Here is an 18,827-nt window from a genome sequence, read left to right as displayed (position 1 = left end):
TGCGCCGCGGCGCAGCCGGTGCAGCGGCCACCCGGGCAGGAGGCGCGGGCGGCATCGCGGGGGGCGGCGCAGGCGCCGCGAGGTCGACGGTTGCCAGTGCTTCGGCCTGCTGCGGCGCGATGGCAGGGGTCGCTGCCGGGCTGCCTCCCAGCATCTGGCCGGTCAGCGGCGCCTGTGGCGCCTGTGCGTGGGCTCCCGTGGCAAGCAGGCAGCAGGTGACCGCAGGCAGCAGGCGTCGGATCAGGGTCATCGCGGTCATGGCGTGTTCTCGGTCGGGTGGTCGGACGTGCCGAAGCGCTCCAGCATCGACGGCGGCAGACGGGAGGGATCGCGATCGCGGGCGTCACGGCGTGTTTCGGCCGCCAGCCGGCTGCCGGCCGGGGCCGGGGCGGGGGCGCGGGATGGCACAGTGGCGATCCGTGCCGTGCTGCTGGCCGCCGATGCCTGGGCTTGGCGCTGCTGCAGCCGGCTGCGGATCTGCTGGGCCTGCTGCTGGATGCTGCGCCGGGTGTCTTCGTTGAGGTTGGCCTGCGCAGCCAGGCGTTCGGCCGTGGCGTTGTCGCCGCGCAGGACCGCCCACAGCGCCAGGTTGGCGGTCGCCTTGGCGTTGCCCGGTGATAGTTCCAGTGCTTTGGCCAGCGGCTCGCGGGCCTGATCGAAGCGGCCGGCACGCAGACGCGCATACCCCAGGTCACCCAGGTAATCGGTATTCAACGGCTGCAGCTGGGTGGCGCGGGCCAGCGACAGTTCGCTGCCGGCCTCGTCATCGCGATGCGCGGCGATCAGGCCCAGGCCATGTGCCGCGGCGGCGGCCTGCGGCCCGCTGCTGAGTTCGCGGTACAGCGCGGCCGCGGCGTCGGTCTGGCCGGTCTCGCGCAGTGCATTGGCCTGCAGCAGGCGCAGCGCCGGAGGATCGCCGTAGCGCTGGCGGAATGCATCCACATGCGCCAGCGAGGCGTACCAGGCCCCTTGCAGCTGCATGCGCTCGATCAGCTCAAGGTAGGCATTGCGGCTGTCCTGCGGCGCGGGCCCGGGCTCGGCCAGGGTGGGCGCGCGCAGGTACTTCGGGGTGGACGAGGCGCATCCCGCGACGGCAGCGGCAAGAGCAAACAACAGACAGGCGTGGCGCAGAGCAGGCATGACGGTCATCCCATGTTCGACAGGGTTTTGGCCAGCGCGACCAGCGCAGGCCCGGCCAGCACCAGCATCAGTGCAGGCAGCAGGGTCAGCATCATCACCACGGTCATCTTCACCGAGAGCTTGCCGACCTTCTCTTTCAGAGCATTGCGGCGCTGTTCGCGCAGCCGGATGCTGAACTGGCGCAGCGGCTCCTGCACCGCGCCGCCGTGGGCGTGCACCTGCAGGATCAACTGCACCAGGCTGGACAGGTCGTCATCGCCGTAGACATCGCTGAGCCGGCGCAGCGACTGGGCGCGAGTGCGTCCATGGGTGTAGGCGACGTTCGCCTCCTGGATCTCGCCACCGAGCACCGGCAGTGCGTCGCGCAGCTTGTCGCCCAGGGTCTGCAGGCTCTGATCCATGCTGAAGCCAACCCCCTGCAGCAGGCGCAGCAGGTCGATCAACAGCGGCAACTCGTTGTTGACGGCGCGCCGCCGCCGCTTGACCCACGCGGCCAGCACGAACTTGGGCAGCAGCAGGCCGGCGGCGAGCGCGCCGACGATCACCATGATCCGGGCCAGGCCGGTGGCATCGCTCACGGCCAGGGTCAGCGCCAGCACCAGTACTGCCAGCAGCAGGCGCAGGCCCAGATAGATCGCCGTGCCGCGACGGGTGTTCCAGCCGGCCAGATCAAGCAGCAGGCGATCCTCGCCTGCCAGCAGTGCGGCTTCCAGGCGCCCGCCGCTGAGCGTCCGGCCGAAGCGCTCCAGCCAGCCCAGTGAATCCCTGCGGGCCGCGTCCTCGTCGGCGATCGGATCACGTGGCTGCAATGCGGTCTTCAGCGTTGCCGCACTGCGGTCCTCGCGATGGCTGCGGACCCAGCCGCCCACACCGAGCAGGGCGACGCCGGCGGCCAGGACCAGCAGGGCAAGTGCGAACCAGGCAGTTGCGCTCATCGGGAACCTCCGCTGCGGATGCTCATAGCGACTTGGCCAGGCGATACAGCAGGAAACCACCGAGCAGTTCCAGGCCCAGGGCGATCAGCAGGATCTTGTGACCGAGCGGATCGTGCAGGACGGGCTGGAAGAACTCGGGGCTGGAGATCGCCATCAGTACGGCGCTGGCGGGCGGAAGCAGTCCCAGCACCCAGGCCGACATGCGGGTCTCGGACGTGGTGGCTGACAGCTCCTGCTGGGCCTGCTCCAGGTCGCGCATGAAATCGCCCATGCGCTGCAGGATCTGATCGGCGCGGCCGCCGATGCGGACGCTGACGCCCATCACCACGGCCAGCACCTTCAGCACCTCCATCCGATAGGGCTGCGCGGCGAGGTTCAGTGCGCGGTCCAGGTCCATGCCGCCCCGCGCGTATCGCACCGTGGTGTCCAGCAGCTCACGCAGCGGCGGCGTCGCCTGTTGCGACGCGACCTGGAAGGCCGACTGCAGGCTGTTGCCGAGCGCGGTCAGGCGGACCAGGTTGTCGAGGAAGTCCGGCAGCTGATGAAGCAGCTTGGCCTGCAACTTGGCGGTGCGGCGCATGATCCACAACCAGCAGCCCAGCAGGTACAGCAGCAGCGTCAGCGGCAGCATCCATGCCGTTCCCAGCCGCAGTATCGCGAACAGCGAGAGGGCCAGGCCGGGCACCAGCAGCATCAGCGGCACCTTCCAGCCGGTGGCGAGGCCCGCGCGTTGCAGCAGGCCATTCCAGGGCAGCGCGCGACGGCCAGCTGCTGCCGGCAGCGGCCGCGATCCATCGTTGGCCGCAGCCGCGTTGCTGCCCGGGCCCGCGCTGCCACGTGCCAGCTGCTGTTCGGCATGCTGCAGGGATGCCTGCCGCTGTTCGCGGCTGTTGGCGGTGCCCCACAGCCATACCGCCAGCGCCAGCAGCACCGACACGATGCTCAATACGCCCAGCAGCAGGCCGGTCCCCATGTTCAGTAGTCTCCGTAGAGGGATTCGCGCAACAGTTGGCGGAACGGCTCGAGCTTGTGCGAGTGCGGCTGGAAGCCCAGCCCGATCCAGCGGTCGGTCTCCTTGCCACTGCCGTCGATCTGCACTTCGTGGCGGAACATCTCCTGGGTGGTGATCAGGTTGTCGCTGACGCCGGTGATCTCGGTGATCGATACCAGCACGCGCCGGCCACTGCCGAGGCGCGAGATCTGCACGATGAAATCGATCGCGCTGGCGATCTGCCTGCGCAGGCTGTCTTCGCTGCCCTGGAACCCGGCGAAGCCGGCCAGCATCTCGATGCGATAGAGACAGTCGCGCGGCGAGTTGGCATGGATGGTGGCCATCGAGCCGTCGTGGCCGGTGTTCATCGCCTGCAGCATCTCCAGCACTTCCGCGCCGCGCACCTCGCCGACCACGATGCGGTCGGGGCGCATGCGCAGGCTGTTGCGCACCAGGTCACGGATGCTGACGGCGCCCTGTCCCTCCGCACCACCGATGCGGCTCTCCAGGCGCACCACGTGCGGATGGTTGAGCGAGAGCTCGGCGGTGTCCTCGACGGTGATCACGCGCTCGGTGGGTGGCACGTAGCTGGCCAGGGCGTTCAGCAGCGAGGTCTTGCCCGAGCTGGTGCCGCCGGAGACGAGGATGTTGCAGCGACCCAGCACCATCGCCTTCAGCAGCGCCTGCATCGGCGCATCGAAGGTGCCCTTGGCCAGCAGTTCATCGGGCGTGAACGGGTCCTTGCGGAACTTGCGGATGGAGACCATCGGGCCGTCCACCGCCAGCGGCGAGATGATCGCATTGAGGCGGCCGCCGTTGGGCAGGCGCGCATCCACCATCGGGTTGGAGTCATCCAGGCGCCGGCCAAGTGGCGCGAGGATGCGGCGCAGGATGCGCAGCAGATGGGTGTCGTCGGTGAAGCGCTGGGTTGCGCGCTTGAGTTGTCCGCCCTGCGAGACATGCACATCCTTGAAGCCATTGATCAGGATGTCTTCGATGGTGGGATCATGCAGCAGGTCGTCCAGCGGGCCGAAGCCGGTCAGCTCCTTGACCAGGCCCTCGGCCACCACCTGCATCTCCTCTTCATTGATCGGGATGCGCCATTCCTGGATGAAACCCACGGTCTGCACCTGCACCCAGCGCGCGATCGTGTCCGGAGCCCACGAATCGATATCGATGCGCTCGTCCTCGATGCTGTTGAGCAGGTGCTCATGCGCCGCGGACAGCACCTTCTGGTACTGCTCGGTCTCTGCGAACGGCAGATTGCCCGCAACGTGGTCAGGAACGGTGTGGCGGGCGACGGCGTGCGGAAACGGGGTTACTTTGTCTTCCATTGCGATCCACCCAGGGCAAGGGCAAGTCTTTCCCGCAGGCCGTGCGTCTGGACCGGGCATGCAGCCGGATCCAGGCGTTGGACGAGCGGGGCGAGGGCACGCAGGTACGGATCACGCGGCGCGTCCTGCAGCAGCAGGTGGCCGTGGCTGGCGGAGGCACGTACGCGTGGTCGTTCGGGGAGCGTGGCCAGCAGTGGAAGCTCGAATCGTCGGGCGATCTGCTCCGGGCTCATGCCGCTGCTGTCGTCATGGCGGTTGATCACCAGTTGCAGGCGCTTCTCCCGTTCGCGCTGGCCGGACAGATGCTTGAGCGCATGGTCAAGCGAGACCAGAGTGGCGATCGAAGCGTCCGCGACCAGCCAGATCTCGTCGGCCTGGTCCAGCAGCAGCGGTGGCAGTTGACGCAGCGGGCAGCCGCCGGCGTCGCACAGCACGCTGGCAAACACGCCGCGCAGCCGCTGCAGCAGGGCGCCCGGATCGGACGGTGGAAGCGCATCGCTGCCGCTGGCGCGGTCGAGCAGGACCAGTCCGCTGTCATGGCGCGCCATCGCAGTGCGCGCCAGGGTGGCGTCGATGCGGCTGGCATTGCGCAGTGCGTCTTCGTAGTGGAAGCGGCTGTCCAGATTGAGGTAGAGCGCCAGGTCGCCTGCCGGCTGCGCCAGTTCCAGCAGCAGACCGTCCTGGGTGCTGGCCTCGCCCTGCGCCAATGCATGGGTCTGTTGTGCAAGCACGGCCAGATGCGCGGCCAGTGTGCTGGTGCCGACCCCGGCACGTACGCCCAGCAGCAGGATCAACCGCGCCTTGTGCGGCTGGTGCGCGGCAGCGGCGGGCCGGGGCGAGAGCGCGCGGCGCAGCGCGGCCTCGATGCCGGTGTTGTCGCTGTCCAGGTCGAGCACATCGCGCAGGCCGGCGCGCAGCGCCATCACCACGCCTTCGACCTGCCCGGCACTGGTGGCGCCAACGGCGACCAGCGCAAGGTCCGGCTGGGTCTGCTGCAGCTGCTGCGCCAGCACGGTCGAGGCGGCGGCGTGCTCGGGGCGGAAGTCGAGCAGTACCAGATTCTGCGGACCGCGTTGCAGGTCCTGCGCGGATGTCGGCTCACCGCTGTCCTGCCAGTGCAGGGTGGTGGCAGGCGGCAGCTTGGCCGCCAGCCGCGGCAGCAGTTCGCGATCCATCCCGTACAGGACCAGGTTCATCGGCGGTCCTTGCGGATGCAGCGGCTGGGCAGTGGCGTAGGGCATGGGCGTGGTATCGCAGGCATCATGGATTCAACGTGAGAAACCGGGCACCGGGTCCTGGCTGACCGGACCCAGCAGCCAGGAACCCCACTCAGGCAGGTTGGGCCGGGCCTCGCGCTCGCCTGGCAGTGCCAGCTCGGCATTGCGGGCGAGGGGCTGCACCAGCCGTGGCGTGACGATGATCACCAGTTCCTTGTCCTGGCGCTTGTAGTCGAAATCGCGGAAGAACGAGCCGATGATCGGCAGGTCGCCCAGCAGCGGGATCTTGTTCACCGTGGAGGCGACCGTCGAGCTGACGAGACCGCCGATCACGAAGCTCTCGCCATCGCCCAGTTCCACCGTGGTATCGGCACGGCGGGTGCTGATCGACGGAATCTGCACACCGTTGAGGGAAATGGCGTTGGTGTAGTCGAGGTCGCTGGCTTCCGGCGCCACCTTCAGGGCGATGCGGTTGGGCGCGAGCACGGTCGGGGTGACGGTCAGGCCGATGCCGAACGGCTTGTAGGTGATGGTGGTGGTCCCCAGGCCCTGGGGTTCGAGGATCGGCAGTTCACCACCGGCGAGGAAGCTGGCGCTCTGGCCGGACAGCGCGACCAGGGTCGGCTCGGCCAGCACCCGGGCCATGCCATTGGACTGCAGCAGATCGAGGTCCGCATTCCACAGGCCCTTCGTCGAGCCGAACACCAGGCGGAAGGCCGACGAGATGGGCGATTCCGATTCGTTGCTGGAATTGCCCTCCTGCATGCCGGGCAGCACGCCGGTATTGCCCGGCAGGATGCCGCCCGGACGAGCGAAGCCATAGGCAAAACCGCCGTTGCGGTTCTGGAAGCTGATGCCGACCTGTTTCAGCGCGGTCTTGTTGAACTCGACCACCTTCACCTCGACCTGGACCACACCGCCGCTGGCGATGGTGGAGGCATCGGCCAGCTGGCCATCCTTGCCCAACGCCATCACGGCCGCCTTCTGTTCCTGCATGTGCGAGAGCGCGCTGTCGGTGCTTCCCTGCAGCAGGCCCTGTTGGTCCTGCTGGGTGAACACCAGGCCGCTGGAACCCGCATCGGCCGCCCCCTGCACCGCGCTCTGCACGCGGACCTGCACGCGCTGTGGCTCCGACTGCTTGCGGTGCCACAGCAGCAGGGTGGTGGTGCCGGGGGCCTTGCCGACCAGCAGCGCCTGGCGCTGGCCACGCAGCATCACGATATCGGCGACGCCCGGATCGGCGATGGCCACCCGTTCCAGGTCCGTGGGCAGTGTCCATGGCCGCTGTTCGCGGGCCTGCAGCACCAGGTCGTCAGCAGCCACGCTGGTCGCAGGCGCCAGCAGCACCAGCAGCAGAGCGAGCCAGCGCTGGCGGGAGGAGGGGCTTGGACTCTGGCGACGTTCGGTCATGGAAGCTCTCGGTGCAGGTCAAAGGGAGCCGCGGGGCGCAGAACCATCGCCGCGGATGATCTCGATTCCGGATGCGCGCGGTGCGCTGCGGCGGGCGGCGGGGGGCTGTGCGGGGGCGTCGTTCACCGTGCGTGCGCGTGCGCTGCTGCGGCCGGCCAGGGCATCGCCATCGATGCCGGCGAAGGCGTGGTTCTCGGGGCGCTGCAACGCCAGCTGCTGTTCCGCGTCCAGGCCACGCAGCGGATCGATCACGCCTCGCGCCTGCGGGAACAGGGCCAGGTCGGGCTGGCCGGCGTCGGCGGGATTGCGCAGCGCGAGGTAGAGCTTGCCCTGCTGCGCGCCCAGCAGCAGCCGGTTGGCATCGGCCACCGGCACCGCCAGCACGGCGCTGCGGGCCGGCTGGGCTGCGTCACCGCTACTGCCGCCACCGCTGCTGGCGTTGCTGGTGATATCTGCCGCGCGCGGGTCTGCACGGTTGCTGGCATCGGCGCTGGCATTCGTGCTGCCCGTGTTCGGGGCGATGTCCTGCTGGCCATAACTGAGCACGCGCAGGCGCGACAGCAGCAGGCGGGTCTGTGCGGCGTCGGGTGCCGCGTTGTAGCTGGCAGGTTCGCTGCGCAGGTTGAGGAACACATCGACGAAATCGCCTGGCAGGATACGGTTGCCGGCACCGACCAGTTCATCCACCGGCACCGCCAGTGCACGCTCGCCGGGCCGCAGCTGCAGCGAGAAGCCCTGTGCCAGCACCGCGTCGCTGATGGTGCTGCCTTCGGCGATGTCCTGCACCGGCACCTTGCCGACCACGGCGGCCAGGTCGGCGACGGCGCCCGGCACGGCCGCGCTTCGACGCGCCAGGCGCACGCCATTGGCAGTGATCGGTTCACCGGCCGGCAGCCGGGCGATGGCCTCGACCACCGTAATGGCCTGTGCGTCGGCCTGAACGACCGGAGCCGCGCTTTCCACCGAAGGGGCGGGCCTGCGGCCGATCACGAATGCGATCAGCGCCAGCAGCACCGCGAGTGCGATCAGAGCGATGGCGGCGATGCGGGTCAACTTGAGCATGGAACCGTCTCCTGTACCGTCAGTTGCCGGAGCCGAGGTCGAGCTGGGCGACCGCGACGCTGCGGATGGGGGCCTGCATCACCCAGCCGTAAAGCGTGGCGGTGCCGGGGAAGAAGGGGTGGGCGGCGTAGTCGTAGCGGACGGTGACCGTCATGCACTGCGCGGTTGCCATGCCCGCGCAGGGTGCCTGCGCCGAGACCTGGATCGGACCGGTGCCGCCTGCGCTGCAGTCGGGGTTCTGCCTGGAGAACTGCAGCAGCCATTGCATCGACTGGCGTGCTGCGACGCACGCGGCGGTGCGTCGTTCGTTGGCGGTTCCGAAGCGCAGCGATGCGCGCGCGCCTTCGGCAGCGGCCGTTGCAAGCGTCTGCTGGGCAGCCATGATCAGCACGCCGGAAAAAGTGAACAGCAGCAGCGGCACCAGGCCGAGGATCATCATCAGCGCGTATTCGACGGCAACCACGCCACGCTGGCGCCGCGGACCGAGGGTGTTCATGCGAGACCTCCGTAGGTCGTGGCCAGGAGCCAGCCGATCGCCGCCAATGCGAGGTAGGCCGCATAGGGAATGCCGCGGCGCCCCTGGCGGGCAGCCTCCATTCCGCGCAATGCGGGGTGTGTCTGCCATTGCTCGCTGGCGCGCGATACCTGCAGCTGCACGCGCATCGGCAGGTGCATGCCCAGCTGACGCCCGAGCAGGATCGCCACTGCGTGGGCGCCGGCGGCAAGGCTGGCCACTACCCATATCGGCAGCAGGGCATGCCATCCCAGCAGCAGGCCGAGCACGGCAAAGAATTTCACGTCGCCTGCGCCCATCCAGCGTAGTGCGTAGAAGGGCAGGAGCGCGAGCAAGCCGGCAACGGCACCGAGCAGGTGCGCCGGCCATGGCAGTCGTGGCTCACCAAATTGCCCGGCGACGAGCAGAGGTATTGCGAGTGCGCACGCCGCCAGCAGCCAGGCATTGGGCACCCGGCGGGCATACAGATCGCTGATCGCGATCCGCAGGCACACACCGATGGCCAATAGTCCCAGCAGTGTCATCGCACTCCCCTTCGTCCGTCACTGGACCGTCTGCAACCGCATCCCGGCCTGCGGCCACCGTGGTCGCGGATGGCGCGACCAGCGGTGGTGCGTCCGCAGGTCGCTCAGGTGGTTGCTTCGGTGGCGATTGCCGAAAGGCGGGTGAACAGCGTGGTGAAGAATTCCGTGATCTGGGTGCGGCCCACGGCAATCAGGATGCCGGCGATCACAGCGGCCAGCAGCCCGTACTCGAGTGCGGTCACGCCATCTTCTTCTTTCAGGAACTTGCGGATGGAAGCGTTCATGACGGTTGTCTCCCTCTACCTGTCAATGGCAACAAGACACCTGCATCGGCCGGTTGCCCGACTCCGTCGGGACCGTCCATGGACCTCTGCCATCCTGGCGGAGGTGGCAATGCGGGACTGTCCCGCATCGCTAAAGCAGGGTGATCTTCGCCAGGGAGTGCAGCGACCGCGCATGTGCGACCGCGCGGCACCAGGCCGGTGGTCGCAACGTCATCGAGCAGCGCGTGCATCGTCATGCTGTCCCCTGGGTGTGACCGCATCGGAGCGGTTCGATCACCGTGATACCGACTTTGCCTGAATGGCGGCCGGGTGCAACCGGAACCTATATGCAAATTCGGCAGGAATCTCTTATTCCTGATAATCGGTTGCTTATTCTGTGATGAAGCGCCGTTCCCAGGCGTAACGATTCATCGTGATGTTAATAATGTGACCCGGGTTAACGCATGCGAGAATCGTGCCACTGGCGCCCACATTTCCTTCACGCCGGGCGCGGGTTGCTGTATTCCCGTGCGACCTGTTTACCTGCGTGGATTATCGGGCATACTCGTATTCAAGGTTTGGTACTTTCAAGGTGGAGCCGGCCAGTGGCCGCATCCATCACGGCAACGGATGATGCTCTTGGAAACCGCGCGCACCTGTAGGGCAGTGGGGGTTGCGGCGGGCAGCTGACCAACGGGGGACGACACTGTCATGGTTGATGGTGGGGTGGTTGACAGCGACGACGGCGAGCTCCGGTCGATCGACCTGGCCACGCTGAGCGGTGTGCTTCGCGTATGCGATGTGGAACTGTTGCTGCTCGACGGCAATGGTCCGCGCGCGGCGTTCGCTTCGCGCGTGCATGAGGAAGCCCTGTTCTGCAGCATCAGCTGCGGATTCCATTGCCGTGGCCGCTTCATGCTGCCGCCGGACTGGGCGATGCTGGGGTATCTGCAGGCCACCGACGAGGCGGTGAGCTGGTGCCATGGCGTACCGCTGGCGGCCGGGATGGCGTTGACCGTGCTTCCCGAAGGCATCAGTGAATTCACCCTCAGCCCCGGTACCCGCTTGACCCTGATGCTGGTGCCGGTATCCCGCGTGCAGCGCAAGCTGACCGAACTGAGCCTGCGCAGCACCCCGCCGGCGGGACAGGCGCTCTCGCTGTTCAATCTGTCCGGTGATGATGCCCCGCTGGCGCTGCATTACCAGCAGCTGCACCAGCAGCTGGGGCAGGGTGCCAGCCTGCAGCCGGAGGAAACCGAGCGGCTGCTGCATGAGCACATCCAGGCCCTGCTGGGTGCCGGTGCCGTCGATCGCCCGGGGTGCAGCCGCGCACGGCGTACGCATTACCTGATCGCCCAGCGCGCCGAGAATTTCATGCGGCTCAACCTGCGTCGCAATATATACATGAATGAAATCTGCGACGCCGCCGGTGTCAGCGAGCGTGGCCTGCGCTATGCATTTGAAGATCTGTTCGGTACGTCGCCCAACCGTTATCTGTCCATGCTGCGCCTGTGTGCAGCCTGCCGCAGCCTATCGATGGCCGACTCCAGCAGGCGTTCTGTCAAGGCGATCGCGCTGAGCTGTGGCCTGTGGGATCTCTCCCGCTTTGCCGACAATTACCGGAAGGTGTTCGGTGAACTTCCGCGGGATACCCTGATGCGTGCACCCGCGCAGTTGGGCCAACCGGCCTGAGTCTTGCCCCACAGGGGCTTTCACGGCATTGCTGCCGGTTTTGCATATCCGGCTGCCGAATCCGGCCGTGGATTTGCCGGATTGCGCGATTGCCCTGCCGGATTGAAGTGCGCCACGCCTCCGCGAACCGTTGAAATGTCAGTCACCTGCCTAGCGGCAAGTCCACTGTCATTCAAGTTGTTCGCCTACGGGGGAAATGCTCATGAACCGCATCTACCGGCGTGTATGGAACCGCCAGCTCAATGCTCTGGTTGTGGCCTCGGAACTGGCCACCGGCGATAGCGGCGGCACCGCATCACGCGATCCGCGCACCTCCCTGCTGACGCCCAGCGCCCTTGCGCTTGCACTGCTGTGCGTGCTGGCCAGCGGGCCGGCATCCGCAACCGAATCCAACCAGTCGCTGCGCGATCTGCAGGCGCTGGCGGCCAAGTACACCCAGACGTTGCCGGTGAAGGTCGATGCCGAAGTCGCCCTGGCTGCAGCCGCGCGACAGGCGCAGGCCACGCCTGCGATCAGTGCCGATACGCGTGTGGGCCTGCAGCTGAGCACGGCCTCGCTGCCGCTGGTGCACGAGGTCCTGCCGGCCGCCGTGCAGGTGAAGCTGGGGGCGAACGCATCGCCGCAGCATGTGCCCACGCCAGCGCTGGCCGCTGATGTGCGGGCCCAGCTCGGCATCGGAGCAGGTACCCAGGTGGATACCTCACTGGCAGCGAACGTTTCCTCCGGCTCCGCTTCGCCGCTGGGGCTGACGGCCGATGCGAAGGCAAAGGCCAGGGTCGGCATCGCGGGTGCCCCGGTGGCATCGGTGGGTGCCGGCGCCAAGGCGGCAGCGGGTATCACGACGTCCTCGCAGGGATTGTCCGGGTTGAAGGCCGGCATCGACGGCAACGCCGACTCGCATCTGGCCATCGCCGGACATCGAATCGAGGGCCAGGGCAAGGCCTCCGCAACCGCAGCGGTGAGCTTGCCCGCCAAGGAAGAACTGCCGGGCGAGACCGATGATCGCGCGATCACGGCGGCGTTCGATGCAGGCGTCGCCGGCAAGGTGCGCGTGCAGGGCCCGGGTGGCCAGGACGTGGTGGCCGATCGCAACCTGAAGCTCGCGGGCCGGACCGTCGTGAGTGCGCAGGCCAGCACGCTCGGTCTCGGAGGCCTGCATCACGGCGCCCTGGGCGATCTTGGCGGTGCGGTGGGTGGCGTAGTGCACGGCGTAGTCGGCACGGTGGGCAGCGCAGCAGGCGGGACGCTGCACGAAACCGTCGGCACCGTAGGTGGCGCAGTGGGCGGCACGCTGCATAACACCGTGGGCGCAGTAGGTGGCACGCTTCACGGAGCTGCCGGCACGGTCGGCGGTGCGGTGGGTGGCGTAGTGCACGACGTGGTCGGCACGGTGGGCAGCGCAGCAGGCGGAACGCTACACGAAACCGTCGGCGCCGTCGGCGGTGCGGTGAGCGGTGTACTGAACGGCACTGTCGGCACCGTGGGTGGCGCAGTGGGCGGCACGCTCCACGGTGCTGTCGGTACGGTCGGCAGTGCGGTGGGCGGTGTACTGAACGGCACCGTCGGCAACGTCGGTGGTTCCCTGGGCGACACGTTGAACAACACCGTAGGTGCTGTAGGTGGCGTCCTCGATGGAACCGTCGGCACCGTCGGTGGTGCTGTGGGTGGCGCGCTCAACGGCACGGTCGGCACGGTCGGCAGCGCCGTAGGCGGCGCGTTGAACGGCACCGTGGGTGCGGTTGGCGGTGTCCTCGATGGAACCGTCGGCACCGTCGGTGGTGCGGTGGGTGGCGCGCTCAACGGCACGGTCGGCACGATCGGCAGCGCCGTTGGCGGCGCGTTGAACGGCACCGTGGGTGCGGTTGGCGGCGTCCTCGATGGAACCGTCGGCACCGTCGGTGGTGCGGTGGGCGGTGCGCTCAACGGCACGGTCGGTACGGTCGGCAGCGCCGTAGGCGGCGCTTTGAACGGTACCGTGGGTGCCGTAGGTGGCGTCCTCGATGGAACCATCGGCACTGTCGGTGGTGCAGTCGGCGGTGTCCTGGATGGAACTGTCGGCACCGTCGGCAGTGCGCTCAACGGCACCGTCGGCACGGTCGGCGGCGCCGTAGGCGGCGCTCTGAACGGCACCGTGGGTGCAGTCGGCGGTGTCCTCGATGGAACCGTCGGCACCGTTGGCGGTGCGCTCAACGGCACGGTTGGCACGGTTGGCAGTGCTGTGGGTGGCGCGTTGAACGGCACCGTAGGTGCGGTCGGCGGTGTCCTCGATGGAACCGTCGGCACCGTTGGCGGTGCGCTCAACGGCACCGTCGGCACGGTTGGCAGTGCCGTGGGTGGCGCTCTGAACGGCACCGTAGGTGCGGTCGGCGGCGTCCTGGATGGAACTGTCGGCACGGTCGGCGGTGCAGTCGGCGGTGCGCTGAACGGCACGGTCGGCACGGTCGGCAGCGCGGTAGGCGGCGCGTTGAACGGCACTGTAGGTGCGGTCGGTGGCGTCCTGGATGGAACTGTCGGCGCGGTCGGCGGTGCAGTCGGCGGTGCGCTTAACGGCACCGTTGGCACAGTCGGCAGCGCCGTAGGCGGTGCTTTGAACGGCACCGTGGGCGCAGTCGGCGGTGCAGTCGGAGGCGTGCTCAACGGCACGGTCGGCGCAGTCGGTGGTGCGGTGGGTGGTGTGCTCAACGGCACCGTCGGCACCATCGGAGGTGCCGTGGGCGGTGCACTCAACAATACGGTCGGCTCGGTCGGCAGCGTTGTCGGTGGCCTGCTCGGGGGTGGCAGCACCACGCCGGGCAGCGGGCTGGACGGCGTACTCACCGGCACGCTCGGCAACGTCGGCGGTGCGGTGGGCAACCTGCTGGAGGGCAACCTCAACGGTACCGTCAACAATCTCGGCGGCGCAGTCGGCGGGCTGGTGGGCGGCACGCTGGGTGGCCTGGGCCTGACCCAGCCCTCGGCGATTCCGCCGGACAGCCCGAAGGCACCCGCTCCGGCTGATCCGAATGCGGGACTCATCATCGGTACCGGTGGCCTGGTCGGCAACGTCGGCCAGCTGATCGGCCCGACGACCAGCAGCCTGTTCGGCGGTGACGGCTATCTGCACAACGGCAATCTCAAGCTCAGCAACGCGAACGTGATGCAGGCCTACTCCACGATCAACGTGCTCGGCCTGCCGGTCGTGAACCTGTCACCGGTCGGCAGCACCCTCAATGGCCTGGGCGGCGCGGTGACCGGTGGCAGCTCGCACCTGACCCTGATCGGTGGCGTCACCTCCGACAGTTACATCTACAACATCAACAACGGCAACCCCGGTGGCCTGCTGGGCCTGCTGCTGCCGACCGATTCGCCGGCATGGGCCGCCAAGTGCCTGGATATCGCGTTGGCCGACATCTCCTGCTGGGCGGTCAACGCCGCACAGGATTACCAGGTGCTGATGGGTGACGGTGCCTTCGCCAACGGCTCCAAGGAAGTGGTGATCGGCGCCAATGCCCGCCATGAGCTGCCGAAGGTGGATGCCAACGTGGCGTTCCCGGGAGCCGGTCCCAACGATCCCACCAATCCAACCGGCGTGCCGACTGCGGACTACGCCGCGCGCATGGGCCACTCGGTGATTGTCGGCGACAGCGCGGTGGGTACTGCCAACGGCCAGACCCTGCTGGGTGCGGAGGCGACCTCGAACCAGGCCAATTCGGTGGCGCTGGGCTACCGTTCCGCAGCGCTGCGCGGCGCACAGGCCAGCTACAGCGCCTATGGCCTGACCGCTGCCCAGGTCTCTGCCGGTGAAGTTTCGGTGGGTACCGCCAACGGTGGCGAGCGCCAGATCACCAACCTGGCTGCGGGTAGCGCCAATACCGATGCGGTCAACGTCGCCCAGTTGAAGGGCGCGATCAGCCTGATCGATGATGTTTCGGCCGGCGCGGTGATGTACGACCTCGATGGCGCAGGCAATCCGGACTATCGCCGCGTCACGCTCGGCAACGGCACGGGTACCACCACCATCGGCAACCTCGCCGCGGGTGCGGTGACCGCCGGCAGCCTGGAAGCCGTCAACGGCGGGCAGCTGGCCACCACCAACGCCGCCATCGCCGGCTTCTTCGGTGGCATCACCGCCTTCGATCCGGTCAGTGGCGCCTTCACCGCGCCGCTGTTCGAGATCAGCACGATCTCCACCGACGGCGCCATCGCGCAGGGCCTGTACAACAATGCGACCGATGCCTTCGACGCCGTCGACGGTTCGCTGGTCAATCTCAACACGCAGATCAACGATATCCGCAACGGCGGCACCAAGTACCTGCGGGTGAACTCCACGGGCGTGGAGGCAGTGGCCACCGGTGCCGACTCCATCGCGGTCGGTACCAACGCCCGCGCCACGGCTGCCAACGCGATCGCGGTCGGTGCCGGCAGCCTGGCTGATCGTGCGAACAGCGTGTCGATCGGTGCCGCGGGTGCCGAACGCCAGGTGACGAATCTGGCCGCCGGTACGGCTGCCACCGATGCGGTGAACCTGGGCCAGCTGCAGGCCTCGGAGGAAGGCGCGCTGCGCTACGACCTCAATGGCGATGGCAGCGTCAACTACGCCAGCGCCACGCTGGGTCAGGGCGGCACGGCGACCACGCTGCGCAACCTCGGCCCGGGCCAGGTGAGCGCCACGAGCAGCGAAGCCATCAATGGTGCCCAGCTGTTCGCTGCCAACCAGGCCGTCGCCACCCATCTCGGGGGCGGCGCGGCGGTCAATGCGGCCGGTGTGCTGACCGCGCCGACCTACACGATCAACAACATCGCCGCCAATGGCACCATCAGCCAGGGCAGCTACAACGACGTCGGCACCGCCTTCGACGCGGTCAGCAATTCGCTGGCCAATGTCGCCGACCAGACCGACGATATCGACAAGCGCGCGGTGAAGTACGATGTCGATGGCAGTGGCAACGTCGTCAACACGGTCACCCTGAGCGGTACCGGCACGGGTGCGGTGAAGGTGACCAACGTGGCGGCCGGCAGCATCCTTGCAGGCAGCAGCGACGCCATCACCGGCGACCAGCTGTTCAGCACGAACTCGACCATCGCCAGCTACTTCGGTGGCAGCACGGCCTTCGACGGCACCACCAATCTGTGGACCGCGCCGTCGTTCAGCATCTCCAGCATCGCCACCGACGGCACCCTGACTGCCAACGACTACAGCAACGTCACCGCGGCGTTCTCCGCGGTGGACGGTTCGCTGAGGGTGCTCAACCAGCGCATCACCAACGGTGGCGGCAGCCCGTACCTGGCAGTGAACTCCAGCGCCGCGGCGGCCGCTGCGGCAGGTGCGGAGGCGCTGGCGGTGGGTCCGCAGGCCAGTGCGGCAGGTGCTTCGGCCGTGGCAGTCGGCAACGGTGCCAACGCCAGCGCGGACAACAGCGTGGCACTGGGTGCCGGCTCGGTGGCCAGCGTCGGCGCGCAGAGCGGCTATACCGGTGCCTATGGTCAGACGGGTGCCAGCAATTCGGCAGGCGAAGTGTCGGTCGGCAGCAGCGGCAGTGAACGCAAGATCACCCACGTTGCCGACGGCTCGGACGATCACGACGCGACGAATGTCGGCCAGCTGAAGAATGGCGTGAACTATGCCATCGATCAGTCCAAGGCCTACACCGACCAGAAGATCCAGAACATCACCAACGTCGCCGGCAGCTTCCGCGCCAACAACAGCAACAACCTGGCCGATCCGGCCGCGACGGGCGCCAATTCCGCAGCCGGTGGTGCAGGATCGACGGCCGCCGGTGCCAACTCGACTGCCCTGGGCAACGGCTCGCAGGCACAGGCCGACAACTCGGTGGCCCTGGGCGCAGGGTCGGTGGCCAACCGTGCCAACACGGTTTCGGTGGGGGCCAGCGGCGCCGAACGGCAGGTGGTCAATGTGGCAGACGGCACCCAGGCCACCGATGCGGTCAACGTGCGGCAGCTGCAGGCCTCGCAGCAGGGCACCATCCGCTACGACACCACCGTCAACGGAGCCACCAACTTCAACAGTGTCACTCTCGGCAGCAGCACCAGCGGCCCGACGACGGTCCGCAACGTTGCCGCCGGTACGGCAGGCACCGACGCGGTCAATGTCGACCAGCTGAAGTCCGGCATGGCGCAGACTCTGGACTGGTCGAAGGCCTATACCGACGAGCGCATGGGCGGCTTCGAGCGCGACCTGCGCAGGACCGACAACCGCGCTTCGGCCGGCATCGCTTCGGCCATGGCCACGGCCTCGCTGCCGCAGCCGAGCGAAGCGGGTCGCAGCATGGCCTCGTTCGCCGCCGGCAGCTACAACGGCGAATCGGGCGTGGCGGTGGGCCTGTCCGGTGTCTCGGAAGGAGGCCGCTGGATCTACAAGTTCAGCGGCTCCACCAACAGCCGTGGCGAGGCCGGTGTGGCTGTCGGTGCCGGCATCCAGTGGTAACCGCCGTAGCCGGGCCGCAATCGCGGCCCGGTTGCCGCGCAAACGTCTACAGGGGGAATGACATGAATCAGCATCGCATCGCCCGCGCTGGCCGCATCGCCGCGTCGCTGGGCCTGATCCTCGCCGCCGGCCTGCTGGCCGCCTGCCGCAGCCACGCGCCCGCCGGTGAGGGTCCGGCGGAGGCCACTGCAGTGGCCTTCCCGGAAGTCTCCAAGGCGTCGCTGAAGGAGGGTACCTATCCCGACATCGCCGACCTGCGCCGCTTCGCGCCCGGGATGAGCAAGCGGCAGCTGTACAGCCTGCTGGGTACGCCGCACTTCAACGAAGGCATGTGGGGCGTGCGCGAGTGGAACTATCTGTTCAACTTCCGCACCGCACAGGGCGCCGAGTACTTCACCTGCCAGTTCCAGGTGCGCTTCGACAACAAGGGCATCGCCCAGGCCGGCTACTGGAAGCCCGAATCCTGCGCCGCCGTGCTCGACCCGCCGCGGCCACCACCGCCGCCGCCGGCACCCGCGCCACTGCCCGAACAGCCGCTGCGCCTGGCCGCCGATGCACTGTTCGGTTTCGACAGCGCGGTACTCAGCGCCGAGGGCCAGCAGGCGGTGCAGGGCATCCTGGCGCAGGTCCGTGAGGCCAGCAAGGTGCAGTCGATCCAGGTCGTCGGCTACACCGACCGTATCGGTGCGGCCAGCTACAACCAGCAACTCTCGCAGAAGCGGGCCGAAGCGGTGCGCACGGCCCTGGTGCAGGGCGGAGTGCCGCCGGGCAGCATCAGTGCCGAAGGGCGCGGCGCGGCTGAACCGATCGTGCAGTGCGCACAGCGCAACCGTCGCGAGCTGATCGCGTGCCTTGCGCCGAATCGCCGGGTGCAGATCGTCGGGATCGCGCACCCGCGCTGAAGTCTCCCGCGCCGTGGCCATGCCCCGGCATCCCGAGTCCCCCCTGACCACCGGCAGGACGTGGCCACGTCTCCCCCGTCGTCCACCCCTGCCGGTGGCTCAGGTTTTCATACGGTGCACGCGATGAACGCCCAATTCCTGCCTCTGTCCATGAAGACGGAAACCACCCTCAGCGTGTATGGCCAGCTCGGCAATCATGCGGTCGTGCGCATCCCCGGGCGGCGCCTGCCGGGCCTGATCCTGCAGGCCGATACCGTGGCCGGGTTCCTGGCCCAGCTGCAGGAAACCCAGGCCTGCCTGCGCAGTGGCCGGGCGCAGCGTGCCGATGCAGAGCTGGACATGCTGATCGACATGCTGGAGCAATGGTACGCGTTGATCGAGTCGCGGCTGGCCGATGCCGGCGAAGCGCTGTAGCAGCG

Annotated in this window: 14 protein-coding genes and 1 pseudogene; 4 read left to right on the top strand and 11 right to left on the bottom strand. The window is 68.1% G+C overall.

Features of this window, described 5'->3' with window-relative positions:
• The 11 genes and pseudogenes from QMZ25_RS10485 to QMZ25_RS10435 all read right to left on the bottom strand — a co-directional run.
• A pseudogene (locus tag QMZ25_RS10485) lies at positions 1-259 on the bottom strand (DUF3613 domain-containing protein); the annotation flags it as partial.
• Positions 256-1,140, bottom strand: a complete 885-nt coding sequence (locus QMZ25_RS10480; RefSeq protein ID WP_283219584.1) for a Flp pilus assembly protein TadD — start codon at positions 1,138-1,140, stop codon at positions 256-258. The gene QMZ25_RS10480 and the pseudogene QMZ25_RS10485, both read right to left, overlap by 4 nt.
• A gap of 5 nt (positions 1,141-1,145) precedes the next feature.
• Entirely contained in the window at positions 1,146-2,075 is a 930-nt protein-coding gene (locus QMZ25_RS10475; RefSeq protein ID WP_065182948.1) for a type II secretion system F family protein, read from the bottom strand.
• A gap of 22 nt (positions 2,076-2,097) precedes the next feature.
• Positions 2,098-3,048, bottom strand: a complete 951-nt coding sequence (locus QMZ25_RS10470; protein WP_283219583.1) for a type II secretion system F family protein — start codon at positions 3,046-3,048, stop codon at positions 2,098-2,100.
• A 2-nt stretch (positions 3,049-3,050) separates the two neighbouring features.
• Positions 3,051-4,400 carry a CpaF family protein gene (locus QMZ25_RS10465; RefSeq protein ID WP_065182946.1) on the bottom strand — a complete coding sequence of 450 codons (1,350 nt, stop codon included), beginning with the start codon at positions 4,398-4,400 and terminating at the stop codon, positions 3,051-3,053.
• Complete coding sequence (locus tag QMZ25_RS10460; protein ID WP_065175248.1) at positions 4,385-5,641, bottom strand: fimbrial protein; 1,257 nt, start codon at positions 5,639-5,641, stop codon at positions 4,385-4,387. Before QMZ25_RS10460 ends, QMZ25_RS10465 begins: the two co-directional genes overlap by 16 nt.
• A gap of 27 nt (positions 5,642-5,668) precedes the next feature.
• Positions 5,669-7,027 carry a type II and III secretion system protein family protein gene (locus QMZ25_RS10455; RefSeq protein WP_283219582.1) on the bottom strand — a complete coding sequence of 453 codons (1,359 nt, stop codon included), beginning with the start codon at positions 7,025-7,027 and terminating at the stop codon, positions 5,669-5,671.
• Between the two features lie 18 nt (positions 7,028-7,045).
• Positions 7,046-8,089, bottom strand: a complete 1,044-nt coding sequence (cpaB, locus tag QMZ25_RS10450) for a Flp pilus assembly protein CpaB (RefSeq protein ID WP_065182944.1) — start codon at positions 8,087-8,089, stop codon at positions 7,046-7,048.
• 19 nt (positions 8,090-8,108) lie between these two features.
• Complete coding sequence (locus tag QMZ25_RS10445; RefSeq protein ID WP_065182943.1) at positions 8,109-8,585, bottom strand: TadE/TadG family type IV pilus assembly protein; 477 nt, start codon at positions 8,583-8,585, stop codon at positions 8,109-8,111.
• Positions 8,582-9,127 carry a prepilin peptidase gene (locus QMZ25_RS10440; protein WP_065182942.1) on the bottom strand — a complete coding sequence of 182 codons (546 nt, stop codon included), beginning with the start codon at positions 9,125-9,127 and terminating at the stop codon, positions 8,582-8,584. Before QMZ25_RS10440 ends, QMZ25_RS10445 begins: the two co-directional genes overlap by 4 nt.
• A gap of 104 nt (positions 9,128-9,231) precedes the next feature.
• On the bottom strand, positions 9,232-9,411 hold the full coding sequence (locus QMZ25_RS10435; RefSeq protein ID WP_065175243.1) for a Flp family type IVb pilin: 180 nt from the start codon (positions 9,409-9,411) through the stop codon (positions 9,232-9,234).
• 690 nt (positions 9,412-10,101) lie between these two features.
• Here QMZ25_RS10435 and QMZ25_RS10430 point away from each other — a divergent pair.
• The 4 genes from QMZ25_RS10430 to QMZ25_RS10415 all read left to right on the top strand — a co-directional run bounded on the left by QMZ25_RS10430 (position 10,102) and on the right by QMZ25_RS10415 (position 18,822).
• Entirely contained in the window at positions 10,102-11,082 is a 981-nt protein-coding gene (locus QMZ25_RS10430; protein WP_065175242.1) for a helix-turn-helix domain-containing protein, read from the top strand.
• A gap of 202 nt (positions 11,083-11,284) precedes the next feature.
• On the top strand, positions 11,285-17,506 hold the full coding sequence (locus QMZ25_RS10425; RefSeq protein ID WP_283219581.1) for an ESPR-type extended signal peptide-containing protein: 6,222 nt from the start codon (positions 11,285-11,287) through the stop codon (positions 17,504-17,506).
• A gap of 62 nt (positions 17,507-17,568) precedes the next feature.
• Positions 17,569-18,408 carry an OmpA family protein gene (locus tag QMZ25_RS10420; protein ID WP_053517837.1) on the top strand — a complete coding sequence of 280 codons (840 nt, stop codon included), beginning with the start codon at positions 17,569-17,571 and terminating at the stop codon, positions 18,406-18,408.
• A gap of 123 nt (positions 18,409-18,531) precedes the next feature.
• Complete coding sequence (locus tag QMZ25_RS10415) at positions 18,532-18,822, top strand: hypothetical protein (RefSeq protein ID WP_053517836.1); 291 nt, start codon at positions 18,532-18,534, stop codon at positions 18,820-18,822.
• Positions 18,823-18,827 lie beyond the last annotated feature (5 nt).

It is taken from the genome of Stenotrophomonas sp. RS-48, assembly GCF_030053245.1.
Classification (GTDB): Bacteria; Pseudomonadota; Gammaproteobacteria; order Xanthomonadales; family Xanthomonadaceae; genus Stenotrophomonas; species Stenotrophomonas maltophilia_P.
Note: the sequence above shows the minus strand (reverse complement) of the source record. Positions and strands in the feature narration are given on the sequence as shown.

Bases quoted from the DNA above. Each gene is read 5' to 3' on its own strand.
- QMZ25_RS10415 (WP_053517836.1), top strand. From the start codon at position 18,532: ATGAACGCCCAATTCCTGCCTCTGTCCATGAAGACGGAAACCACCCTC.
- QMZ25_RS10480 (WP_283219584.1), bottom strand. From the start codon at position 1,140: ATGCCTGCTCTGCGCCACGCCTGTCTGTTGTTTGCTCTTGCCGCTGCC.
- QMZ25_RS10460 (WP_065175248.1), bottom strand. From the start codon at position 5,641: ATGCCCTACGCCACTGCCCAGCCGCTGCATCCGCAAGGACCGCCGATG.
- QMZ25_RS10425 (WP_283219581.1), top strand. From the start codon at position 11,285: ATGAACCGCATCTACCGGCGTGTATGGAACCGCCAGCTCAATGCTCTG.
- QMZ25_RS10475 (WP_065182948.1), bottom strand. From the start codon at position 2,075: ATGAGCGCAACTGCCTGGTTCGCACTTGCCCTGCTGGTCCTGGCCGCC.
- QMZ25_RS10470 (WP_283219583.1), bottom strand. From the start codon at position 3,048: ATGGGGACCGGCCTGCTGCTGGGCGTATTGAGCATCGTGTCGGTGCTG.
- QMZ25_RS10465 (WP_065182946.1), bottom strand. From the start codon at position 4,400: ATGGAAGACAAAGTAACCCCGTTTCCGCACGCCGTCGCCCGCCACACC.
- QMZ25_RS10445 (WP_065182943.1), bottom strand. From the start codon at position 8,585: ATGAACACCCTCGGTCCGCGGCGCCAGCGTGGCGTGGTTGCCGTCGAA.
- cpaB (WP_065182944.1), bottom strand. From the start codon at position 8,089: ATGCTCAAGTTGACCCGCATCGCCGCCATCGCTCTGATCGCACTCGCG.
- QMZ25_RS10420 (WP_053517837.1), top strand. From the start codon at position 17,569: ATGAATCAGCATCGCATCGCCCGCGCTGGCCGCATCGCCGCGTCGCTG.
- QMZ25_RS10455 (WP_283219582.1), bottom strand. From the start codon at position 7,027: ATGACCGAACGTCGCCAGAGTCCAAGCCCCTCCTCCCGCCAGCGCTGG.
- QMZ25_RS10430 (WP_065175242.1), top strand. From the start codon at position 10,102: ATGGTTGATGGTGGGGTGGTTGACAGCGACGACGGCGAGCTCCGGTCG.
- QMZ25_RS10440 (WP_065182942.1), bottom strand. From the start codon at position 9,127: ATGACACTGCTGGGACTATTGGCCATCGGTGTGTGCCTGCGGATCGCG.
- QMZ25_RS10435 (WP_065175243.1), bottom strand. From the start codon at position 9,411: ATGAACGCTTCCATCCGCAAGTTCCTGAAAGAAGAAGATGGCGTGACC.